Here is a 19,997-nt window from a genome sequence, read left to right on the forward strand (position 1 = left end):
GCGCGCTGGTGAGGCGATGTTCAACAGGGTTTAGGCAACCGGCGTCGGCTGAGCCCACCGCGAGCCGCCTGGGATCGGCGAAAAGAATGACCTCAGGCCGGTGATCGGTCAATCTGGGGCTGCTTCGCTGACGATCGATCAGGCTTAGGCAGCTTGCCGGTGCGATTGAGCAGCCCTTCCAGAAGAACCTTGAACGCCTTCACTGCCTTCTTCGACGTCGCTTCGGGATCGTTCGAATTTGCGATCCACTGCGCCCCATGCAACGAGGCGCCGCTGACCAGCCTTGCCGCGGCTTCGGGATCGACGGCGAGAATTGTCCCCTCGTCGCTCAGTCTTTGCAGGCTCTCCGTCATCGAGCGGATGCATGTGCTCTGGCTTGGCCATTGCGATGGATCGCCGAGCACCGCCGGCCCGTCACGAAGCACGATACGCTGGATCTCCGGCTCCAGTGCCATCTCGATATAGGCGGTGCATTCGTCGACAAAGCCCTGCCAGAGATTGCCCGGCTTGGCCGAAACGACCTTCAGCCGGGCTGCCATTTCGGCGTCGATCTCGGCGATAACCGCCTGGAGTAGGCCCTTCTTGTCGCCGAAGTGATGATAGAGCGCACCGCGCGTCAGCCCGGCCGATGCCGTGAAGTCATCCATCGAGGCTTCGGCATAGCCGAGCGTGCCGAAGGCCTGGCGCGCCGCTCCGATCAGCTTGGCGCGGGTTTCGGCAATCATCTCCTTGCGTGGTCTATGCATGCTCTGGCCCTATTAACATACGTCTCGTATGCCAATTGACATACGCCGCGTATGATCTATTTAAACTCATACGCCACGTATGTAATCGCCGAACCGGCCGTTGTCGAGGAACCAGACCATGCAAAATCCCTATTCCCAGATCTTGCGCGCGCCGGGCGCCAAGGGCTTTGCCGCCGCCGGCTTCGTTGCCCGGCTGCCGATGGCCATGGCTCCGATCGGGATCGTCGCGATGCTGTCGCAGACCGATGGCGAATACTGGCTGGCCGGTGCCGTCTCCGCGACATATGCGCTGGCCAACGCTTTCGTCGCCCCGCAGGTATCGCGACTCGTGGACCGCCTGGGCCAGACGCGGATTGTGGTGCCGACCACCATGATTTCCACGCTCGCTTTTGCGATCCTGATTGCAGCGGCCAATCAGCATTGGCCGATATGGACGCTATTCGTCTCGGCGCTGCTCGCCGCCATCATGCCCAGCATACCGGCAATGGTGCGCGCACGCTGGACCGAGATTTTTCGCAACCGCCCCGAGTTGAACACGGCGTTCGCCTTCGAGTCGGCGGCGGACGAACTGGTGTACATCGCCGGCGCATCGCTGTCGGTAGGGCTGAGCGTCGCGCTTTTCCCGGAAGCGGGAGTGCTCGCGAGCACATTGTTCCTCGCCTTCGGTTCGACGGCCTTCATCCTGCAGCGTTCGACCGAACCGCGAGCCCGACCGGTGGAACACGGTTCGGGCGGCTCGGCAATCCGGCTGCGGCCGGTCCAGATCATCACCTTGGCCCTGATCTTCATCGGCGCGACCTTCGCCACCACGGAGGTGAGCACCGTGGCGATCACGAAGGAGCTTGCCCAGCCGGGCGCCGCCAGCTTCGTCATCGGCGTCTACGCGCTCGGATCGTTCGTCGTCGGCATCATCATCGGCGCCCTGAACCTGAAAGTGCCGCTGCAGATTCAGCTTGCCATCGCAATCGCCATCATTGCGCTTACCTCGCTGCCGCTGCTCGTCGCCGACACCGTGCCGCTGCTGGCACTGGCCGTCTTCGTCAGCGGCGTGGCAATCTCGCCGACCTTCATCACGGCATTTGGCCTGATCGAACGGCGCGTGCCCGAGGCGGTGCTGACCGAGGGCGTGACCTGGGTGATGACCGGCATCGGCATCGGCATGGCGCTCGGCTCGTTCGCCGCCGGCTGGGTAGTGGACGCTTTCGGCGCGCAGAACGGGTTCTGGGTATCGGTGGCATCGGGCACAATCGCGCTGGTCATCGTGCTCGCCGGCCAGCGCAGCCTTGCCGCGCCGAACTGCGACATGCCTGCATGCGACGCAGCCGCGGTCGCTGCGGAATAGTTTCCGGTGCGTTCGGCCCGAGCCGGGGCCGGACGCATACCAGCACCGTGAGAATGGCCTAAAGAATCTCGGTCTTGGCGATGTGGATGCCAAAACCTTCGAGGCCGACATAATGGCGCTCGCGCGAGGCGATCAGATTGATTGAGGAAATGCCGAGATCCTTGAGGATTTGCGCGCCGAGGCCGATCTCGCGCCATTCGTTTTCGCGGCGACGAGCCTCTTCATGGTCCTCGCGGTCGCCGGCAGCCGGCCGCTTGCGCTCCTGATGGGCGACGCCGACCGAGCCTTCGCGCAGATAGACGATGACGCCGCGTTGGCGCTCGCCCATTGCCTTCATGATGGCGTCCAGCCTGTGGCTGGTGCCGAAGACGTCGCTGACCACGTCCTCGGAATGAAGGCGCACCGGCACCTCGACGCCGTCGCGGATATCGCCGAAGACGACCGCCACGTGATGCATGGAGTCCCAGGGCAGCGTGTAGGTGAAGACCTGCGCCTTGCCGCCCGGCGTCTCGATGTCGGAACAGGCGACGCGCTCGACCAGCGTTTCCTTGCGTTGCCGGTAGCCGATAAGGTCGGCAACCGAGATCTGCTTCAACCCGTGCTTTTCGGCGAAGGCCTGCACCTGCGGGCCACGCATAACGGTGCCGTCATCATTGACCAGCTCGGAAATGACGCCGACCGGCGGCAGGCCGGCGAGCTTGCAGAGGTCGACAGCGGCTTCGGTATGGCCCGAACGCATCAGCACGCCGCCTTCGCGCGCGATCAGCGGAAAGATGTGGCCGGGGCGCACGAAATCGGACGCGCCGACATTGCCGTTGGCGAGATTGCGCACCGTCAGCGTCCGGTCGTCCGCCGAAATGCCGGTCGTGGTGCCGTGCTTGAAGTCGACGCTGACGGTAAAGGCGGTGGTGTGGGCGGAATCATTGTCAGCCACCATCGGCGACAGGTTGAGCCGCTTTGCTTCCTCGCGCGGCATCGGCGTGCAGACGATGCCCGACGTGTTGCGGACGATGAACGCCATCTTTTCCGGCGTGCAATGGACGGCGGCGACGATCAGGTCACCCTCGTTCTCGCGGCCGTCATCGTCCATAACGACGACGATCTCGCCGCGCTCGAAGGCGCGCAGGGCTTCGACGATTTTCTTCTGGTCGTAAGGCATGTGTGCTCGCTTCGCTCGCGGGAACAGGGGAGTAAGGGAGTAGGGCAGTACGGGAGTAGGGAAAAGGAAAAAATGCTGTCGTGGGAGCTGCGTAACCTACTCCCCTACTCCCCTACTCCCCTACTCCCCTACTCCCCTACTCCCCTACTCCCCTACTCCCTTCCCGTTTGTCCCCGATGACGCAGATAATGATCGGCAATGGCGCAGGCAACCATCGCCTCGCCGATCGGTACGGCGCGGATGCCGACGCATGGATCGTGCCGGCCCTTGGTCATGATCTCGACGTCGTTACCGTCCTTGTCGATCGACTTTCGCGGCGTCAGGATCGACGAGGTCGGCTTGACGGCGAAACGCGCGACGATCGCCTGGCCGGTCGAGATGCCGCCGAGGATGCCGCCGGCATTGTTGGACAGGAAGACCGGCTTGCCGTCATTGCCCATGCGCATCTCATCGGCATTCTCCTCGCCGGTGATGCGGGCGGCCTCGAAACCGTTGCCGATCTCGACGCCCTTGACGGCGTTGATCGACATCAGGCCGGCGGCGATGTCCTGGTCGAGCTTGGCATAGATCGGCGCGCCAAGCCCCGCCGGAACGCCGTCGGCGACGATCTCGATGACCGCACCGACCGAGGAGCCCGCCTTGCGGATGCCGTCCAGATATTTCGTGAAGACGGCGACGGACGCCGGATCAGGCGTGAAGAACGGGTTTTCGGCGTCGCCGACGAAATTCCAGTTCCAATTGGCGCGATCGATCGATTTATCGCCCATCGACACCAGCGCGCCGCGCACCACCATGCCGGGCACGACCTTGCGGGCAAGCGCCCCGGCCGCCACCCGCGCCGCCGTCTCACGCGCCGAGGAGCGACCGCCGCCGCGGTAATCGCGCAGGCCGTATTTGACCTCGTAAGTGTAATCGGCATGGCCCGGCCGGAACTGGCGGGCGATGTCGCCATAGTCCTTGGAGCGCTGGTCGACGTTCTCGATCAGCATCGACACCGGCGTGCCGGTGGTGACCATCGTCTCACCGTCCTCATCGAGGATGAAGCCGGACAGGACCTTGACCTCGTCAGGTTCGCGACGCTGCGTTACAAAACGTGACTGGCCGGGGCGGCGCTTGTCGAGTTCGGCCTGGATCTCGTCGCGAGTGAAGCGGATGCCTGGCGGACAGCCGTCGACGACGCAGCCCAGCGCCGGCCCATGGCTTTCGCCCCAGGTGGTGACGCGGAAAAGATGGCCGAACGTGTTGTGCGACATGGAACCAGCCCTGCCGGCGTCGGAGCCGGCCTAGCGCATGACCCCGAAAATCGGAGCGATTTTCGGAAAGGATCATGCACAAAATCAAAAGTGCTACAGCGTCCCTTGCGCGTCCAGGAGGACGCGCGACACTGTCGCCTGCCTTCTATTGGCGTTTTCCACAGTGGTCAAACTGTGATCCCGCGGATTTAGTTTTGACACATTCGATTGGTTTCTGCTCAGTTCCGTTCCGTTGGACCGAGCCGCTGTACCGGCAATGATTAAAGAGGACGATGATGCGTATCCTGATTGGCGCTGTTGCCGCCACGCTGTTGATTTCCACCGCCGCCTTCGCCGGCCAGACCGAAGGCCTGATCAAGAAGGTCGACAAGGATGCGCTGACGCTGACGCTGGACGACGGCAAGTCCTACAAGCTGAACGCCGAAACCGACCTCGATGCGCTGAAGCCAGGCATGGACATCGTCCTCGCCTACGACGTGACCAATGGCGAGAACGTCGTCACCGACATGGAATTGCCGGACACCGGATCGACCGAGTAGGACGCGTCGATATTCAGCTGATGCCGGCCCGACCTGATCTCAACATACGCTAGGTCATCGGTCTCAGAGCCACTCCAGGCGCCGGCCGTCCAGTCTGAGCACGCGATCCTGCGGCACTTCCATGCTGACCGCATCTTGTTCGGACATCCCCAGTACCAAGCGGAACATTACGCGCATGATGCCACCATGGGTCACGCAGACCGTCTGGCGATCGAGCGCGTCGAACCACGGCTTCACCCGTTCGAGCAGCATCTGATAGCTTTCGGCGCCCTCGCCGGGCGGCTGGAAATTCCATTTATCGAGGCGGCGGCGCCTGGTCGAACCGGGATTGTTCGCCTCGAGTTCGGCAAAGGTGAAACCCTGCCAGTCGCCAAAGCTCAATTCCACGAGCAGCGGCTCGGTACGATAGGCGTGCGGATCGAGCTTCATCGCCGCGCGCAGGCGCTCCATCGTCTCGCGCGTGCGCCGCATCGGGCTGGCGACAAAATCGAAATCTTCGGGCTTGTCGATGAGTTCGGCCAGCCTGCGCCCGTTGCGGCTAGCCTGCTCGCGGCCGAGCTCGTTGAGGTCGGTATCGGCCTGCCCCTGCAGCCGGGCCTCGGCGTTCCACGCCGTCTGGCCGTGGCGCACGATATAGACGAGCGGGTACATCAGGTCTTCCGGAAGAGGTCAGGCGGTGGCGTCAGTCCTTGACCGTCGAAATATCCGGCGCGTCGACCGCCTTCATGCCGACGACATGATAGCCGGAATCGACATGATGGATCTCGCCGGTGACGCCGCGCGAAAGGTCGGACAGGAAATAGACGCCGGAATCGCCAACCTCCTCCTGCGTGACCGTCTGCTTCAACGGCGAATTGTATTCGTTCCATTTCAGGATATAGCGGAAATCGCCGATGCCGGATGCGGCAAGCGTCTTGATCGGGCCGGCGGAGATCGCGTTGACACGGATCTTCTTGGCGCCGAGATCGACGGCCAGATAGCGCACGCTGGCTTCGAGTGCCGCCTTGGCAACACCCATGACGTTATAGTGCGGCATCACCTTTTCCGCGCCGTAATAGGTCAGCGTGAGCAGCGAGCCGCCGTCGGTCATCAGCGCCTCGGCACGTTTGGCGATGGTGGTGAAGGAATAGACCGAAATATCCATGGTGCGCAGGAAATTGTCGCGCGTCGTCTCGACATAGCGGCCGGTCAGTTCGTCCTTGTCGGAAAAGGCGATTGCGTGGACGAGGAAATCGAGCTTGCCACCCCAGTGCTTGCTGACATTTTCGAACACCGCATCGAGGCTGGCCGGGTCGGTCACGTCGCAATGGCCGGCGACATGCGCGCCCAGTTCCGCCGCGAGCGGCTCGACGCGTTTCTTGAACGCCTCGCCCTGATAGGTCAGCGCGATCTCGGCGCCATGGTCGACACAGGCCTTGGCGATGCCGTAAGCGATCGAGCGATTGTTGGCGATGCCAAGGATAAGGCCGCGCTTGCCGGCCATAAGGCCCCGTCCACCCGCCATGTCAGCGCTCTCCGAAAGGTTCTCTGCTTTGTGGAGTGCCTATCGCACAGCCACAGTGCCCCTTCAAGCGTTCAAAGCGGACAGTTCGGGGGACAAAAGCGTTTGCTCAACAGCGCCGCGCGTCCTTTGGACGTGCAAAGGACGCTGTAGCGCTTTGACCTTGCAGTCATGGGCCGGTGGGAAAATCCGACACTGGGTGTCCGTGTGGCACGGCGGAAGAGGACCCTTTGGCGGAAGTTCGTTGGCCAGCGGCCGAAGTCACGCTCATGACCCCGAGCCGACAATGGGACCGCTTACATCGAACGACCGCTTGATGTCGCTACCGAGTCCTTCCGTCACAGCAGAATTCCCGTCTCGAATCCTTTGCCACGTGTAGGTTTGACCTCACGGAAGCCGAGAATTACAGATAGACTTATATTAGCAGATGCTATATTAGGGTGCGGGGACGCGAGGGGCCGCTAGTGTACTCGGATTGCCGTCCTTTCCTTAGATTGATTGGGCCATTCGCGATTGAGAGCGCGGATGGCGCGGACGTCACGCCGCATGGCAGACGGTCTAAGGCGCTCTTGGCCATGCTCGCCCTGGCACCCAACGGTACGCGGAGCCGAAAATGGCTGCAAAGCAAGCTCTGGAGCACTCGCGGCGAGGAGCAGGGTGCAGCAAGCTTGCGGCAGGAGCTGTCCGAGGTTCGGAAGTCGCTCCGCAGCGCCGGCATTGATCTAATCTCGACCGATCGTGATGTGGTTCGACTCGACGTCGCTTCGATCGGCATCGATTTGAACGATCCACCCGAAGGCTCTGCCACGCGTGATCTGCTTGAGGGCCTCGATATTCGCGATCCAGAGTTCGAGGATTGGCTTCGTGAGCAAAGAAGCCAATGGCCCCGGCCTCGCACAGTGCCAGCAAACGTCTCTCCTGTTGCCGCGGCAGATCAGTTGTCCGGACAGCGAAGCGCCTCACTTCTGAATTCGTCGCGGCTATGCTTGGGCCTGGTTCGCGATGCCAGGTGGACGGAGGGCTCCGCTAACAGGGCCGTCAGCGACCTTGTCCTGGATCTGGTGGTTCGATCGATCCTGAATTTCGAAGTGGTCGACGTCGTGGATTTTCAAGCGCAGGGACCGCTGACCCAAGCGCCTGACACAGCGCTGCCAGACTGGCTGTTGCAAACCAGGGCAACGGTGGTGGGCGACAGAGTGGGCCTGACATTTGCATTAATTGCGCCCGGTGACAGCCGGCTCTTGTGGTCGCATACGGATTTTCTCGAGCCGGCCGACCTGACTGGCCCGGCGAGCCTGAAGCTGATGTCGTTGGTCAATCAGATCGTGTTTTCGATCCTCGAATTCGTTCTCGATCCTAAGTCCATTCGCGACGAGCCCCGACACCGGGCGTCTCGGCTTGCATTGACAGCGCTGCGACAGGTATTCCGCATGCGCGATACGGACCTGGATTCGGCGGAGCGCATGCTCGCCGAAGCATATGAGCTCGACCCGCGTAGCACGTATCTGGCGTGGCAGCTGTTTGTGTTTGTCACCCGCTTTGGCGAGAGACGGGTCGGCCGCTCGGGCACCTTTCACGATCAGGTTCGGGAATGCGCCAGTCGCGCCGTCGAAGTGGCCCCCTTCAATCCTATCACCCTGGCGTTGGCCGCTCATGCCCATTCGTTCGTCTTTCGTGAATACGCACAGGCACTGGAACTCGCCGATCGAGCGATAGCCGCTAACCCGCTACAAGCCATTTGCTGGGACATGCGCGCCTTGACGCTCGGCTATCTCGGCGAAGTGAAGCGTGGCTATGAGGATGCGATGCGCGCACGTGCACTGGGCGGGCCTCCCCTGTATCGTTACTGCATCGATACCACGTGCTGCATCTTGGCAACTCTGAACGGGCGCTTCGAGGAGGGGATACGTCACGGCGAGCGTGTCCTTGCGCAGCAACCCACATACCTACCCGCTTTGAGATACTCGGCTGCCTGCCACGGGCATTTGGGGCAGACTGTGGAGGCAGTTCGAACTATCGAACGCTTGCGCGCCTGGGAGCCGGATTTCTCGCTCGAGCTGCTTTCGGAGGAGAATTATCCAATTGCAGGCGTACTCGGAGTTTCGGTTATCAAGAGCGGGTTGTCGCGGATAACGCTGCCAAGGTACGCACCCTAGCGCTGCGCACCGCAGGCGTTACGTCGAGGCTCCGACCACCAGTTGGCGCGGATCAAATTTAGAAGCTTTAGTTGAGGGGTGGACATGATGTCGACAATTGATCTTAATAACAAGTTGTTTAGCGCCCGATTCTTAGTAAGTGGATCGGCCATAAGGCAATATCCGCTGATATTGGGTGACGCAAGTCCTGAAAAATCTCTTGAGGAATACATCAAAAATAGAGGCGGCGAAAAACTGCATCCTTTCGCGTCTATGATGACCAAGAGCAGCGTTCTGTCGATTCAAGAAGAGCAGATCGTGATAACGATTTCTGATGACCCTGTGGAGGGTGCCATGCGCCTTTCGCCAGCCTTCCTGGCGGGGCCGAGCGCAGGTCGAGGTCGAGGCAGGGGCAGAGGGCGCGGACGAGGACGGGGACGCGGCAGGGGGCAAACGGCTTTCGAAACTGGCGAGGAGGCTTTGCCGGCGTGGCACGACAAGCGTGCCTTGCACAGGATCGGACTAAGCGTCGCCAACAAATATCTCGGTGCGATCTGGGAGGACATTCTTATCGATCCCCCGCCCGGACCTTCAGAGAGCCTCAGGGAGACAGAAGCGCTTATCGATCTGCAGAAGAGGAGGGAAGGTGACCCGCTGCGGCGCGAGGAGATCGTCCGCCAGGCATCGTTCGGGATTTTGGACTACACGGCGCCGCTCGGAATAGACACTCTCGCGGGCTTCGAGGGGACATGCGCATTGATCGTTGCGATCCTCGAACTCACGGAGGAGATCGGGCTCAACTACAAAGATCGATTCAATCGGCCACGGCCCAACATCATTGAGCCGAGGCTGCGGCCGGCGCTTCCGGTTCCCTCGCACGCTTCCTACCCGTCCAACCATTCATTTCAGTCATTTGCAGTGGCGAACGTTCTGCAACGGATGCTGCCCGAGCACGCCGGCGTAACCGCGGTTTATGAGCGCGCCCGCCGGGTGGCCGAGAACAGGGAATGGGCCGGGCTGCACTACGCCAGCGACACCGATGCCGGCGAGGAACTGGCTGCGCGCATTTCTCCGTACTTGGTGGACGCGATGGATGAAACGATCCGACGCGCCCAGAGCGAATGGTAGGTGGGTGCCATGATGGACGACATCAAGAAGGGCGAAGGCCATCTTTGTTATGACTGGTATCACTACCTGTGGCACCTGATCGCAATCGGCGCCTTACGCGATCGTCCGCGCATCCCTGAAGCGCGGTTGCCGCACGAGGCCGCATACCTGCTGGAGGCCGACGCCTGGGATTTGTTGGGTACTGACAAGCCCGGTTACGGCGAGGTCATTGCCCAGATCGATACGGGAGTGAACTCAAGCCATCCCAATCTCGAGCCTCGTATCCTTTCTGCGGTCAGCTTCGCCGCTCACCCTTTCGGGTTGAGTTACGTCACACCCAGGCAGCAACCGCTCGTCTTGCGAGGGCCGGAAAAAAAGCAGAGCAAGAGCTTTGTGGGCGACGATACCTGGGCGTGGGCGGCAAGCCTGATCAAATCGAGGAACAATGCGCAGGAAGTCGAGGTTCAGAAATCGCTGCTTCGAGCACTGAAAGATGGGCGCGGCGTAATTCAGGAGACTGCTGAGACCTCGCGTATGCGCTACTCAGCGCACGGGACCGCCTGCGCTGGGCTGATGGTCGGCGCCCCTGCGGCCCCGCCCACGAAGTTGAGGCAATTTAGCAACGGTGAAGGCGCAATACCTTATTGGGGGGTCGCCCCAGGCGCTGAACTCCTGCCGATCGAGATTTCAGCACGGCCCGACGCAGCGCAGCTCATTCTGGCGTTCCTCTATGCCCGCGACCAGAAGGTTTCAGTCATACACTTTCCCCGGGAAGTACCCGATCCATGGCGAGCGCACCGTTCCTATCCTGGATATGGCGACAGCAGATATACTTCGGTCGAACAGGCAAAGCCAATTTGGGATTATTTCGAGACGCTTTTCGAGGCGATCAGCGAGGAAATCCCCATCATCTGCGCAGCCGGCAACGATGGCTACGACCATCTGATTTACCCGGCGAGCAAGGCCGGCGAAAGCAATGGCGTGGTTGCGGTGGCGGCCGCCACTTATCGGGCGAGACGTTCAGCATATTCCAACTACAGCGGCGATCCGACCGACAATTCCGTCACCATTTCCGCGCCGTCCGACGACCAGGAGGTGTGTACACGCTGCCAAATACGACTGGACCGTGAGTCGCTGCGTTCACGTGACCACAATTTCGAGATCTACGAGAAGCTCCCCCAGGTTGAATACGCGCCGCAGGGCGTGCTCACCACGGACATCCCGGGCCACCACGGCTATTCCGGCGGACAGCTGGAAGGGATCCAGCCACCGCGCGTCGAAAGCAGAGACCGCGCCGGGCTCTACACAGTATTTGGCGGAACATCTGCAGCCTCGGCCATCGTCGCGGGAGCAGCCGCTTTGTTGCAGTCGAAACATCGCTCCGCCGGTAGGCCGCTCAACGGCATAGAGGTTAAGGCGAAGATGACCCAGTCAGGCGCAAAGGAGGTTTCATGGCCTTGGCTTGAAGCTGACGTTCCGATTCTACCGGACAGCCCTAATTGCGAGAGAAGGGTGCCTTCGTTCGATCAGCAGTTTGGAGCGGGGCTGCTTGACCTCCGTAAGTTGCTGAGCTGAGGGTCCCGCCGAATTTTGACTAAAAGGTCGGCTGCAAGCCGCCAAAGCCGGGCCCGAATGGATTTCTGACGTAATTCTGACGTGCCCGCCACGGCGGGCTTACGATCCGCCTACGCCGTCCAGTCATATTCGAGCGACATTTGAACCGCTCGGGGGCCGGACTCCAATGCATCCGATCACTGCCTATACGAATCCACAGACTGACCGCGTGCTCCCGTCATTCGGCATGGGTGAAACGAAATTCCAGCGCGCCATCGCCACGATCATGTTTACCGACGTGGAGGACTCGACCGGCTTGGCGAGCGCGCTTGGCCTGATCGAAACCACGCGGTTCATGATCGAGCACTTCACGTTGACCCGCCAGGTCGTGGTGGCCAATGGGGGGATCGTTCAAAACTTTACAGGCGACGGCGTGCTAGCTCTCTGGCTGGGGAGCGAAATGACGTCCAGCGAAACGGCGCTAAAGGCGCTGGCCGCCGTCGCGGAACTGGTACCGGAAATCTCGCTCGGCAACGCTTGGAAGCGTTCAATGGGCTCCCTGTCGCGCCGCATCAGGATCGGCTTACACTCCGGCGAGGTGATGTTCGTCAACGATCGCCAGCGGGATTTCTCTTTTCTGGTCGGCTCGGAGGTAAATTTCGCCCGCCACGTCGAGCAGGCTGGCAAGAGGGAGAATGGCGCAGGCGTCGATGCGCTGGTGATGGTCAGCGGTGCGACCCTCCACCTTGCTGGCCTGGCGACTGCATCGATCGACCCCTACAAGCTTGTGCGGCTAACCCCCGCCGAACTGGCTCATCGCCAGTCGGTCGACTGGCGTCGACCGTGTTCGCGAAGCGGAACTATGGCGGGTGCAAATGTCGGCCTTTGAGGCGTTAGCTGACGTTGAACCTGCTTCGGCCAAATAGCGGCTCCTGGCGCTGGTTGCTCGTTTCCTGTCAATAACCGACGCGGCATGAAACCACTCACGCCCGCTTACGACGTCAAGCGCCAGCCTTTTCGACCGTCAGCCCTTTCGCCTGCGCATCAGTGCCTCGAGCTCGGCGTCGCCGCCTTCCGGCAGCATCAGCCGCACGTGCGCGTAGAGGTCGCCGTGACCGCCGGCCTTTTCCGGCAGGCCCCTGCCCTTCAGCCGCAGAACCTTGTCCGAGCTCGACCAAGGGGGAACGTTGACCGCAATCCTGCCGGTCGGGGTTTCGACCGCCACCTTGGCGCCATGCACCGCATCGGCCAGTTCCACCGGCAGGTCGACATGCAGGTCGCGGCCCTCGACGCGGTAGCGCGGGTGCCGGCGGAAACGGATTTTAACCAGCGCATCGCCCGGCTGCCCCGGTCCTTGCTCACCCTGGCCTTTCAACCGGATGGTCTGGCCGTCCTCGACATAGGCCGGCAACTTGACCGCCATCTTGCGGCCGTCGGGGAACATCGCCGTCACTTTCTCGGCGGTTGCGGCCTCCTCGATGGTGACGTCCAGCGTCACGTTGAGGTCGGCTGCGGTCGGCATCCGGCGGCCGGCGCCCATGCCGGAACCGCGCTGCTGGCTGAAAGCATCGCCGAAGATCTGGCTGAAGATGTCGCTGTTGCCGTCGAACGGGTCACCACCGGGACGGCCCGTGCGGAATTCGAAATGCGCGCCGCCCGGCCCTTGCTGCCGGCGGAAACCGGCGAAAGGATCGGCGCCGCCGGCCGCACTCTCGAAACCCTGAAACCGCGGTTTGCCTTCGGCGTCGATCTCACCGCGATCGAAAGCCGCCCGGTTCTTCTCGTCGCCGACGATCTCGTAAGCCTGATTGGCGGCGGCAAAACGCTCCTTTGCCTTGGGATCCGGATTCTGGTCCGGATGATACTTCTTGGCGAGCTTCCGGTACGCCGATTTTATGTCCTTGGCCGATGCGTTCTTGGCAACGCCCAGCACCTCATAGGGGTCGCGCATGCTTACTGCCCTGGAGAAGGAGTGGTTCCATGATCGCCTCCTATATGCGCTTGCATAGGAAGAAATTCCAGTGGCTTACCGCTATATAGCCGGCGGAAAATCAGAGCGCCTTGAAGTCCTGCATTCGCCAGGCGCTGCCGCCGGCCAGGCATACTTCGCCTTTGAACAGCGCGACGCCGTCGAAGCTCTCGCGCGACGCGGTGAAGCGACGGCATGTCTCACCGTTAGCCCTGAATTCTGCGAGCTCGGTGATGGAGCCGCGCGAGCCGGTGTCGGCATTCGCCCAGGGAATGGCCTGCCCGGCCAGTTGCTCGACGTCGGCGGAGGACACGGCGTTGCGGATCGTAGCCTGGTCGGAAGCGCGGTCCTGATCGAGCGGCGTGACTGAGGCCGGCGTGCTCGAGGTCAGTATCGAGCGGTCCACCTCCGCCTGCTCCAGGCTGAAGCCGCCCCCGCCACAGGCGGCAAGCGGCAGGATGATTGTCACGATCATGGCTTTGGCGCTGGCCGAAGCGATAACGCTCCATTGCCCACTGTCAAAAGCTTGCGCGATACGCGACAATCGGCAATCTCCCCAGCCGGCGACAAATTTGGGAAAACTATGAGCGAAACCGGGTTAACAAGCGGTGACTTTACCGAGGCGGCGGAGCCGTTCCGGCTTTTTGCGGCGTGGCTCGACGACGCTACGAAGAGCGAGATCAACGACCCCAACAGCGTGGCGCTGGCGACGGTCGATGCCGAGGGCATGCCGAATGTCCGCATGGTGCTGCTCAAGGGGTTCGATGAGGGTGGCTTTGTCTTCTACACGAATTTCGAGAGCGCCAAGGGCCGCGAGATCCTTGGCAGCATGAAAGCAGCGATGTGCTTCCACTGGAAATCTCTGCGCCGGCAGGTGCGGGCGCGGGGGCCGGTGGAGATTGTCACCGACGCCGAAGCCGATGCCTATTATGCGACGCGTCCGCGCGGCAGCCGCATCGGCGCCTGGGCCTCCAAGCAGTCGCGGCCGCTGGAAAGCCGCTTCGCGCTGGAAAAGGCGGTTGCCGAATATACGGCGCGCCACGCGATCGGCGAGATCCCGCGGCCAAAACACTGGTCGGGCTTTCGCATCGTGCCGCAGAGCATCGAGTTCTGGCACGACCGTCCGTTCCGGCTGCACGACCGTGTCGTGTTTTCGCGCAACGCCGAGGGCGGCTGGGACAAAATGAGGCTTTATCCGTAGGGCACGACGGTGGAGCGCCGATCTCCCCCTTGTGGGCCCTTGTGGGGCAGATCGGCAGCTTCCGCACCGGCGCCCATTTTTTCAGCCCTTCTTCCTGGTCATGAAGGCGGCCAAGGCCGGGCCGCTTCTGCCGGATTTCCAATTCCCACGATCACGATCTCGTGTGCGTGAAACGTTCCAACTTGCCGGAACGAACCAGGAAAGGGCTCAACGCGCCGCTGGCGCAAATTCAGGAGGAAACAATGCATTCACTCAGGTTGGTCACGCTGGCCGGTCTTGCCTGCCTTTTCGCTTCGCAAGCCTTTGCGGAGGACGCGATGGGGACAATGACGGTGATGAAGGGTGGGGAGGTCATGGCGATCATGCCCGATGGGCATATGGGCACCATGATGCCCGACGCGAAGATGAGCGCCGAAATGATGAAAATGGCGAAACCGATCAAGCATTGCATGATGTTGATGACCGACGCCAAAGGCAAGACGTTCATGATCGACACGTCTTCGGCAAAGGCCCAGGCCGAATGTAAAAAAATGGCGATGTGACAAAGAGATCATGGCAAGAAAACCCGCCGGTTGCTGCCGGCGGGTCCACGATGCGAGACAAGGCCAGAAGGTCTAGGCCTTCTTCCTGGTCATGAAGGCCGTCAAGGCTGCGCGGGCCTCGTCGGATTTGAGCCGCTCGCGGAAATGCTGGCTTTCCTGGCCGATGCGCTCGACAAGGGCGTCGCGCGAGCCGCGCATCAGGTCGCGCGCGATCTTCAGCGCTTGCGGCGGTTTGGCAGCGATCTGGCCCGCCGCCGCCAATACCGATGCTTCGAGTGCCTCTTCCTCGACCACCTCGTAGATCAGCCCAGCGGCCTTCGCCCGCTCGGCCGAAAAGCCCTCGCCGAGGCCAAGCAGCGCGAAGGCGCCTTGGCGGCCGAGGATCTGCGGCGCGAGCAGGCTCGAACCGGCCTCCGGCACAAGGCCGAGATCGACGAAGGGCGTCCGGAATAGTGTGCGCGGCGTGGCGAAGGTCAGGTCGCAATGCAGGTTGAGCGTGGTGCCGATACCGACCGCAATGCCGTCGACGCCGGAAACCATCGGCTTTTCCACCTTGGCCAGCGCCATCAGGAAATCCCAGACCTCGGAACCGCCTTCGCCGCCCGAGGCGACGACCATGAAATCGGCAAGGTCGTTACCGGACGAGAAGGCACCGGGCACGCCGAGAAAGACATGAACGCGGATCGCCGGATCGGCGTCGCCGCCGGCAAGAGCCGCCGACATCGTCGCGTACATGGCGCGGGTCAGGGCGTTCTTCTTGTCCGGACGGTTGATGCGGATGATCTGGATGGCGCCCTGGCGTTCGACGAGGATGTGGTCTGTCACGGATTGGTCCTTTGTGAATTTCGGGCCATGAATATCGGCGCGTGCGAACGTCAGGCTGAAATCAGCGCCTTGCCGGCAACGGCAAGGCTGTCGGCGCCGCCGATGATGCGCTCCTTCAGCGCGCCCACTTCGCCAAGCAGGTTCTCGGCGAAGAACCGGCAAAGCGCGATACGGTTTTGGTCGGCAAGCCCGCCGCGCGCCAGATAGGCCCCGCCCGCGGCAAGCGAGATCAGCGTGAGATAGGGTGTGGCGCCGGCCAGCGCCTCGTCCGAACGGCCTTCGGCCTGCAGGTCTTGCAGCAAACGGGTTGCCTGGGAGAGCTCGTCGAGCGCCTGGTCGAGGCGATCGGCGGTCCGGCCGAAGCCTTCAAGGTTCGACGCTCGCACCGCATCGGCGACGGCCTTGAGTTCGGCGATGTAGCCATGCACATGCCGGCCGCCGCCGAGCGGCAGCTTGCGTGTCACCAGATCGATCGCCTGGATGCCATTGGTGCCTTCGTAAATGGGCGCGATGCGCGCGTCGCGATAAAGTGCTGCGGCCCCTGTCTCCTCGATGAACCCCATGCCGCCATGCACCTGCAGCCCAAGCGAGGCGACCTCGACGCCGACGTCGGTCGAAAAGGCCTTGGCCAGCGGCGTCAACAGATTGGCGCGTTCCTGCCAGTGCTTTGCATCTTCGCTCTGCGACGCAAGATCGATGGCGTGGGCGCAGGAATAGCAGATGGCACGGGCAATCTGGGTCAGCGCCTTCATGGTCAGAAGACTGCGCTGGATGTCGGGGTGATGCACGATCGGCGCCATGCCGGCACCGCGATAGCTCGCCGCCTTGCCTTGGCGGCGATCGTTTGCATAGGCGAGCGCCTTCTGCGTCGCCGCCTCGGCGACCGCGACACCCTGAATGCCGACGGCAAGGCGCGCATTATTCATCATGGTGAACATGCAGGCGAGGCCCTTGTTCTCCCCGCCGACCAGCCAGCCGATCGCGCCGGGCGCGGTGCCTTCGAAGCCATCGCCATAAATCATCGTGCAGGTCGGCGAAGCGTGGATGCCCAGTTTGTGCTCCAGCCCGGAGCAGAAGACGTCGTTGCGTGCGCCCAGCGCGCCATCGTCTCCGACCAGGAATTTCGGCACCAGGAACAACGACAGGCCGCGCGTGCCGGCCGGCGCGTCCGGCAGCCGCGCCAGCACCATATGGATGATGTTGTCGGTGAAATCGTGCTCGCCATAGGTGATGAATATCTTTTGCCCGAAGATGCGGTAGGTGCCGTCGCCGGCCGGCTCGGCGCGGGTTCGCAAGGCATTCAGGTCCGAGCCTGCCTGCGGCTCGGTCAGGTTCATGGTGCCCATCCATTCGCCGGAGACCAGCTTTTCCAGATATTTGGCCTTGAGTGCCTGCGAGCCATGCTTGTCGAGTGCTTCGACCGCGGCCATGGTCAGCGTCGGGGCGATGCCGAACGCCATCGAGGCGGAGTTCCACATTTCGAGCGCGGCGACGCCGAGCATGGCCGGCAGCGCCTGGCCGCCATACGCTTCAGGCGCGGACAGCGCATTCCAGCCGCCGCCGATCCAGCGGTGATAAAGTTCCTTCCAGCCGGGCGGGGTGGTGACGGCAGCGCCGTCGAGCACCGCGCCTTGCTGGTCGCCGATCTTGTAGAGCGGCGCCACCTCCTCACTGGCGAAGCGGCCGGCCTCGGCCAGAATGGCGTCGACGAGGTCCTCGCCGAGTTCGCCAAAGATGCCGGTATCGAGCGCCGGCTTCAAGCCGGCGACATGCTTCAGGGTGAAGGCGATCTCCTCGACCGGTGCCCGATACATGGCGCTCGCTCCTCCTCTGTCCGGCTCTCCTCAGTCCGGCAGGTCAACTCAAGATCCGTGCCGACGCTCCCCGTCCACCTTCGTTTTACGTAAACGTCAAACTTTGTCACGCGGATTTTGCAGTTGCTGGCTCGTTGCAAAATTATTTAGAGCCGGACGACGCACTTGATTTGTACGGCTATTTCCCGTACAAGTCAGCATCAGGGGTGACGATAATGCCAAACCAACAGACCCGCACCGCCCGTCTCGAAGCCCGTATTTCGCCGGATATGCTGGACGTTGTGAAACGTGCCGCCGAAATCCAGGGCCGCAGCGTCAGCGACTTCGTGGTCGCCGCCGCTCAAGAGGCGGCGCAGCGCACTATCGAGAACACCACCATCATGCGTATCTCCATCGAAGATCAGCGCGCCATGATGGAGGCGATTCTCAATCCGCCCGAGCCTAATGAGGCACTGCGCAAAGCTGCCGACGCCCACAAACGGCTGGTCGTCGAAACCCGGTGACTTTCGCCGTCATTATCGAACCGCTCGGCGGATCGCATGATCGCAAGGCGTTCAGCTGCGGGGTACCGGCGCTCGACCGCTACATTCGGGAGCAAGCCAGCCAGGATGTCAAACGCCGAGTCGGCAATTGCTTCGTTGCCGTGGATCGCGATGGCGGCGCGATCGCCGGATATTACACTTTGGCGGCGTCGAGCATACCAATCGCGTCCTTGCCTGACGAACAGACAAAACATCTGCCACGCTACCCGGTTCTGCCCGCGATATTGGTCGGCAGGCTGGCCGTCGATGCCCGATACCAGCGGCGGCGGGTCGGGTCGGCGCTGATCGTGGATGCGCTACGATGTAGCGTTAGCGCTGCCCCAGCAGCCTTCGCGTTGATTGTCGATGCCAAGGATGACCAGGCGGTCGCGTATTATCGCAGGCATGGCTTCACCTCGTTTCAGAGCCGCCCGCTATCACTGTTCCTGCCCATAGCAACAGCGTTGAAGCTATTTGGCTGACAATCGCAACCATCGCTTTGCTCTTGAGGAGCACCAAGGATCGCTTCTCCAGCGCTCCAACTCGCCCACTCGGCACCCGAAGCATTTCCTTAACCATGGCGGTTCAGGATTTGGCTTTGGCCAGCAAGGATCTGCTGTTTGAAAACGCCGGCGCGCCCCCTTGTCCGCTCAGCGCTTCTCCTTGTCGCGGCCGCGATGACCCTGATGCTGACGCCGGCAAAGGCCTCGGATTTCTCCGAACCGTGGAAGGATGCCGACCGGGCGCTGGTCGTCGACGCCTACGAATACAATTCCATCGACTGGACCAGGCTTGCCACCGACAAGCGTCTTGTCGGCTTCATCAACAAGGCATCCGACGGAATGCCGCCACCCTATTTCTGTTTCGGCGACGAGACCGAGACGCGGCTGTGCAAGACGCTCTGGAAACGCCATGCGATGGCACAGGAACTGTTCCAGACGCGCAAGGTTGTGGCCAAGGCGCTTGGCTTGAAATGGGGCGCCTATCACCTCGCCCGCCCCGGCAACCCGGTCGGCCAGGCCAATCATTTCATCGAGTTCGCCGAACCCGGGCCGGACGACCTGCTTGCCCTCGACATCGAGGACGACGACCCGACGCAGTGGATGTCGCTGGACGACGCCGAAGAATTCGTCCGCCAGGTGCATCGGCGGCTCGGCCGCTTTCCGGTGCTCTACACCAATGGAACGACCGCCCGGCACATCGCCGACAACAGATACAAATACCAGCTGCTGTCGCGGCTGCCGCTGTGGTATGCGCGCTACAAGCCCGACATCGACGTGCATTTTCCGATGGGCAACTGGCAGGGTTATGCGCTCTGGCAGTTTTCGGCGCGAGCAAATTGCGGCCGGTTCCGCTGCCCTTACAGGGTCGCGGGCACACCCAACGATATCGACGTCAGCGTCGCGCCGATGAACGCCACGGAATTGCGCGCGCAGTGGCCGTTCGGCGGCCTGATCGACGTGCAGCCGGATTATCTCACCTCGATACCGGTGCCGCTCTCACGCGAGGCGGGGCTCGCCGGCGGCACCATCACTTACGCCAGCGTGACGCCAGCAAGCTTCGAGGAGATGGTCGCGGTATTCAGGGCGCGCCTGGCCAGGTTCAGCAGCGGCTTTCAAATGCCTGCGGCGAAAGCGGCGCCGGGCCTTCCGCGCGGGATTGCCGAATATGTCGCCTGGACGCGAAACGAAAAGCGTGCGGCATCGGTGCCAGGATTTGTCTCCACCGCCGATGCGGTCAGCAGCGTCTCGACCGAATTCGACCACGGCTTGCGCTGAGGCCGAAGGCC

General features: G+C 62.2%; 20 protein-coding genes. 11 read left to right on the plus strand and 9 right to left on the minus strand.

Translation table 11 applies throughout. The annotated features are described in order from the left end of the window. Positions 1–92: 92 nt before the first annotated feature. On the minus strand, positions 93–746 hold the full coding sequence (locus tag NKH33_RS01105) for a TetR/AcrR family transcriptional regulator (protein WP_352470664.1): 654 nt from the start codon (positions 744–746) through the stop codon (positions 93–95). A gap of 118 nt (positions 747–864) precedes the next feature. Between NKH33_RS01105 and NKH33_RS01110 the strand changes: the two genes are divergently transcribed. After that, the gene (locus NKH33_RS01110; RefSeq protein ID WP_352917986.1) at positions 865–2,088 is read left to right on the plus strand and encodes an MFS transporter; all 1,224 of its coding nucleotides are present in this window, start codon (positions 865–867) and stop codon (positions 2,086–2,088) included. 58 nt (positions 2,089–2,146) lie between these two features. Here NKH33_RS01110 and ribB read toward each other — a convergent pair whose 3' ends face one another. Further along, a complete protein-coding gene (ribB, locus tag NKH33_RS01115; RefSeq protein ID WP_352449900.1) occupies positions 2,147–3,247 on the minus strand; it encodes a 3,4-dihydroxy-2-butanone-4-phosphate synthase in 1,101 nt (366 codons plus the stop codon). A 152-nt stretch (positions 3,248–3,399) separates the two neighbouring features. After that, positions 3,400–4,500: a chorismate synthase gene (gene aroC / locus NKH33_RS01120; protein ID WP_352470666.1), complete on the minus strand. Its 1,101-nt coding sequence runs from the start codon at positions 4,498–4,500 to the stop codon at positions 3,400–3,402. 275 nt (positions 4,501–4,775) lie between these two features. Here aroC and NKH33_RS01125 point away from each other — a divergent pair, with 275 nt between their 5' ends. Next, positions 4,776–5,039: a DUF1344 domain-containing protein gene (locus NKH33_RS01125; RefSeq protein WP_023716902.1), complete on the plus strand. Its 264-nt coding sequence runs from the start codon at positions 4,776–4,778 to the stop codon at positions 5,037–5,039. A gap of 63 nt (positions 5,040–5,102) precedes the next feature. Here NKH33_RS01125 and NKH33_RS01130 read toward each other — a convergent pair whose 3' ends face one another. Further along, on the minus strand, positions 5,103–5,690 hold the full coding sequence (locus NKH33_RS01130; protein ID WP_352456876.1) for a histidine phosphatase family protein: 588 nt from the start codon (positions 5,688–5,690) through the stop codon (positions 5,103–5,105). 31 nt (positions 5,691–5,721) lie between these two features. Continuing rightward, complete coding sequence (gene fabI, locus NKH33_RS01135) at positions 5,722–6,543, minus strand: enoyl-ACP reductase FabI (protein ID WP_352449903.1); 822 nt, start codon at positions 6,541–6,543, stop codon at positions 5,722–5,724. A 572-nt stretch (positions 6,544–7,115) separates the two neighbouring features. Here fabI and NKH33_RS01140 point away from each other — a divergent pair. The 4 genes from NKH33_RS01140 (at position 7,116) to NKH33_RS01155 (ending at position 12,225) form a co-directional block, all read left to right on the plus strand. Next, entirely contained in the window at positions 7,116–8,696 is a 1,581-nt protein-coding gene (locus NKH33_RS01140; RefSeq protein WP_352470667.1) for a hypothetical protein, read from the plus strand. A gap of 84 nt (positions 8,697–8,780) precedes the next feature. Continuing rightward, complete coding sequence (locus NKH33_RS01145) at positions 8,781–9,803, plus strand: phosphatase PAP2 family protein (RefSeq protein WP_352449905.1); 1,023 nt, start codon at positions 8,781–8,783, stop codon at positions 9,801–9,803. 9 nt (positions 9,804–9,812) lie between these two features. Next, positions 9,813–11,357 carry a S8 family peptidase gene (locus NKH33_RS01150; RefSeq protein WP_352470668.1) on the plus strand — a complete coding sequence of 515 codons (1,545 nt, stop codon included), beginning with the start codon at positions 9,813–9,815 and terminating at the stop codon, positions 11,355–11,357. 166 nt (positions 11,358–11,523) lie between these two features. Continuing rightward, entirely contained in the window at positions 11,524–12,225 is a 702-nt protein-coding gene (locus NKH33_RS01155) for an adenylate/guanylate cyclase domain-containing protein (RefSeq protein ID WP_352470669.1), read from the plus strand. A 135-nt stretch (positions 12,226–12,360) separates the two neighbouring features. Here the strand turns inward: NKH33_RS01155 and NKH33_RS01160 are convergent, their stop codons facing one another. Then, on the minus strand, positions 12,361–13,287 hold the full coding sequence (locus NKH33_RS01160; protein WP_352540107.1) for a DnaJ C-terminal domain-containing protein: 927 nt from the start codon (positions 13,285–13,287) through the stop codon (positions 12,361–12,363). A 100-nt stretch (positions 13,288–13,387) separates the two neighbouring features. Then, positions 13,388–13,849: an RT0821/Lpp0805 family surface protein gene (locus NKH33_RS01165; protein WP_352470671.1), complete on the minus strand. Its 462-nt coding sequence runs from the start codon at positions 13,847–13,849 to the stop codon at positions 13,388–13,390. Between the two features lie 39 nt (positions 13,850–13,888). On the opposite strand from NKH33_RS01165, the gene pdxH reads away from it, so the two are divergent. Then, entirely contained in the window at positions 13,889–14,506 is a 618-nt protein-coding gene (pdxH, locus tag NKH33_RS01170; protein WP_352470672.1) for a pyridoxamine 5'-phosphate oxidase, read from the plus strand. Between the two features lie 257 nt (positions 14,507–14,763). Further along, positions 14,764–15,048: a hypothetical protein gene (locus tag NKH33_RS01175; RefSeq protein WP_352470673.1), complete on the plus strand. Its 285-nt coding sequence runs from the start codon at positions 14,764–14,766 to the stop codon at positions 15,046–15,048. Positions 15,049–15,120: 72 nt separating this feature from the next. On the opposite strand, the gene NKH33_RS01180 is transcribed toward NKH33_RS01175, so the two are convergent. Then, positions 15,121–15,873, minus strand: coding sequence for a crotonase/enoyl-CoA hydratase family protein (locus tag NKH33_RS01180; RefSeq protein ID WP_352470674.1), 753 nt, complete (start codon positions 15,871–15,873; stop codon positions 15,121–15,123). 50 nt (positions 15,874–15,923) lie between these two features. Beyond that, positions 15,924–17,687: an acyl-CoA dehydrogenase family protein gene (locus tag NKH33_RS01185; protein WP_352540110.1), complete on the minus strand. Its 1,764-nt coding sequence runs from the start codon at positions 17,685–17,687 to the stop codon at positions 15,924–15,926. Here NKH33_RS01185 and NKH33_RS01190 point away from each other — a divergent pair. The 3 genes from NKH33_RS01190 (at position 17,675) to NKH33_RS01200 (ending at position 19,986) form a co-directional block, all read left to right on the plus strand. Continuing rightward, complete coding sequence (locus tag NKH33_RS01190) at positions 17,675–18,190, plus strand: type II toxin-antitoxin system TacA family antitoxin (protein WP_352917990.1); 516 nt, start codon at positions 17,675–17,677, stop codon at positions 18,188–18,190. The two genes, NKH33_RS01185 and NKH33_RS01190, sit on opposite strands and share 13 nt — an antisense overlap. Then, complete coding sequence (locus tag NKH33_RS01195) at positions 18,187–18,690, plus strand: GNAT family N-acetyltransferase (RefSeq protein ID WP_352470677.1); 504 nt, start codon at positions 18,187–18,189, stop codon at positions 18,688–18,690. The genes NKH33_RS01190 and NKH33_RS01195 overlap by 4 nt, the downstream gene beginning before the upstream one ends. Positions 18,691–18,885: 195 nt before the next feature. Next, positions 18,886–19,986 carry a glycoside hydrolase family 25 protein gene (locus tag NKH33_RS01200; protein WP_352470678.1) on the plus strand — a complete coding sequence of 367 codons (1,101 nt, stop codon included), beginning with the start codon at positions 18,886–18,888 and terminating at the stop codon, positions 19,984–19,986. Positions 19,987–19,997: the final 11 nt, after the last annotated feature.

This window comes from Mesorhizobium sp. M1182 (assembly GCF_040318335.1).
Taxonomy (GTDB): Bacteria; Pseudomonadota; Alphaproteobacteria; order Rhizobiales; family Rhizobiaceae; genus Mesorhizobium.

Coding starts and splice junctions, on each gene's coding strand:
- NKH33_RS01105 (WP_352470664.1), bottom strand. CDS start 746: ATGCATAGACCACGCAAGGAGATGATTGCCGAAACCCGCGCCAAGCTG.
- NKH33_RS01110 (WP_352917986.1), top strand. CDS start 865: ATGCAAAATCCCTATTCCCAGATCTTGCGCGCGCCGGGCGCCAAGGGC.
- ribB (WP_352449900.1), bottom strand. CDS start 3,247: ATGCCTTACGACCAGAAGAAAATCGTCGAAGCCCTGCGCGCCTTCGAG.
- aroC (WP_352470666.1), bottom strand. CDS start 4,500: ATGTCGCACAACACGTTCGGCCATCTTTTCCGCGTCACCACCTGGGGC.
- NKH33_RS01125 (WP_023716902.1), top strand. CDS start 4,776: ATGCGTATCCTGATTGGCGCTGTTGCCGCCACGCTGTTGATTTCCACC.
- NKH33_RS01130 (WP_352456876.1), bottom strand. CDS start 5,690: ATGTACCCGCTCGTCTATATCGTGCGCCACGGCCAGACGGCGTGGAAC.
- fabI (WP_352449903.1), bottom strand. CDS start 6,543: ATGGCGGGTGGACGGGGCCTTATGGCCGGCAAGCGCGGCCTTATCCTT.
- NKH33_RS01140 (WP_352470667.1), top strand. CDS start 7,116: ATGCTCGCCCTGGCACCCAACGGTACGCGGAGCCGAAAATGGCTGCAA.
- NKH33_RS01145 (WP_352449905.1), top strand. CDS start 8,781: ATGATGTCGACAATTGATCTTAATAACAAGTTGTTTAGCGCCCGATTC.
- NKH33_RS01150 (WP_352470668.1), top strand. CDS start 9,813: ATGATGGACGACATCAAGAAGGGCGAAGGCCATCTTTGTTATGACTGG.
- NKH33_RS01155 (WP_352470669.1), top strand. CDS start 11,524: ATGCATCCGATCACTGCCTATACGAATCCACAGACTGACCGCGTGCTC.
- NKH33_RS01160 (WP_352540107.1), bottom strand. CDS start 13,287: ATGCGCGACCCCTATGAGGTGCTGGGCGTTGCCAAGAACGCATCGGCC.
- pdxH (WP_352470672.1), top strand. CDS start 13,889: ATGAGCGAAACCGGGTTAACAAGCGGTGACTTTACCGAGGCGGCGGAG.
- NKH33_RS01185 (WP_352540110.1), bottom strand. CDS start 17,687: ATGTATCGGGCACCGGTCGAGGAGATCGCCTTCACCCTGAAGCATGTC.
- NKH33_RS01200 (WP_352470678.1), top strand. CDS start 18,886: ATGACCCTGATGCTGACGCCGGCAAAGGCCTCGGATTTCTCCGAACCG.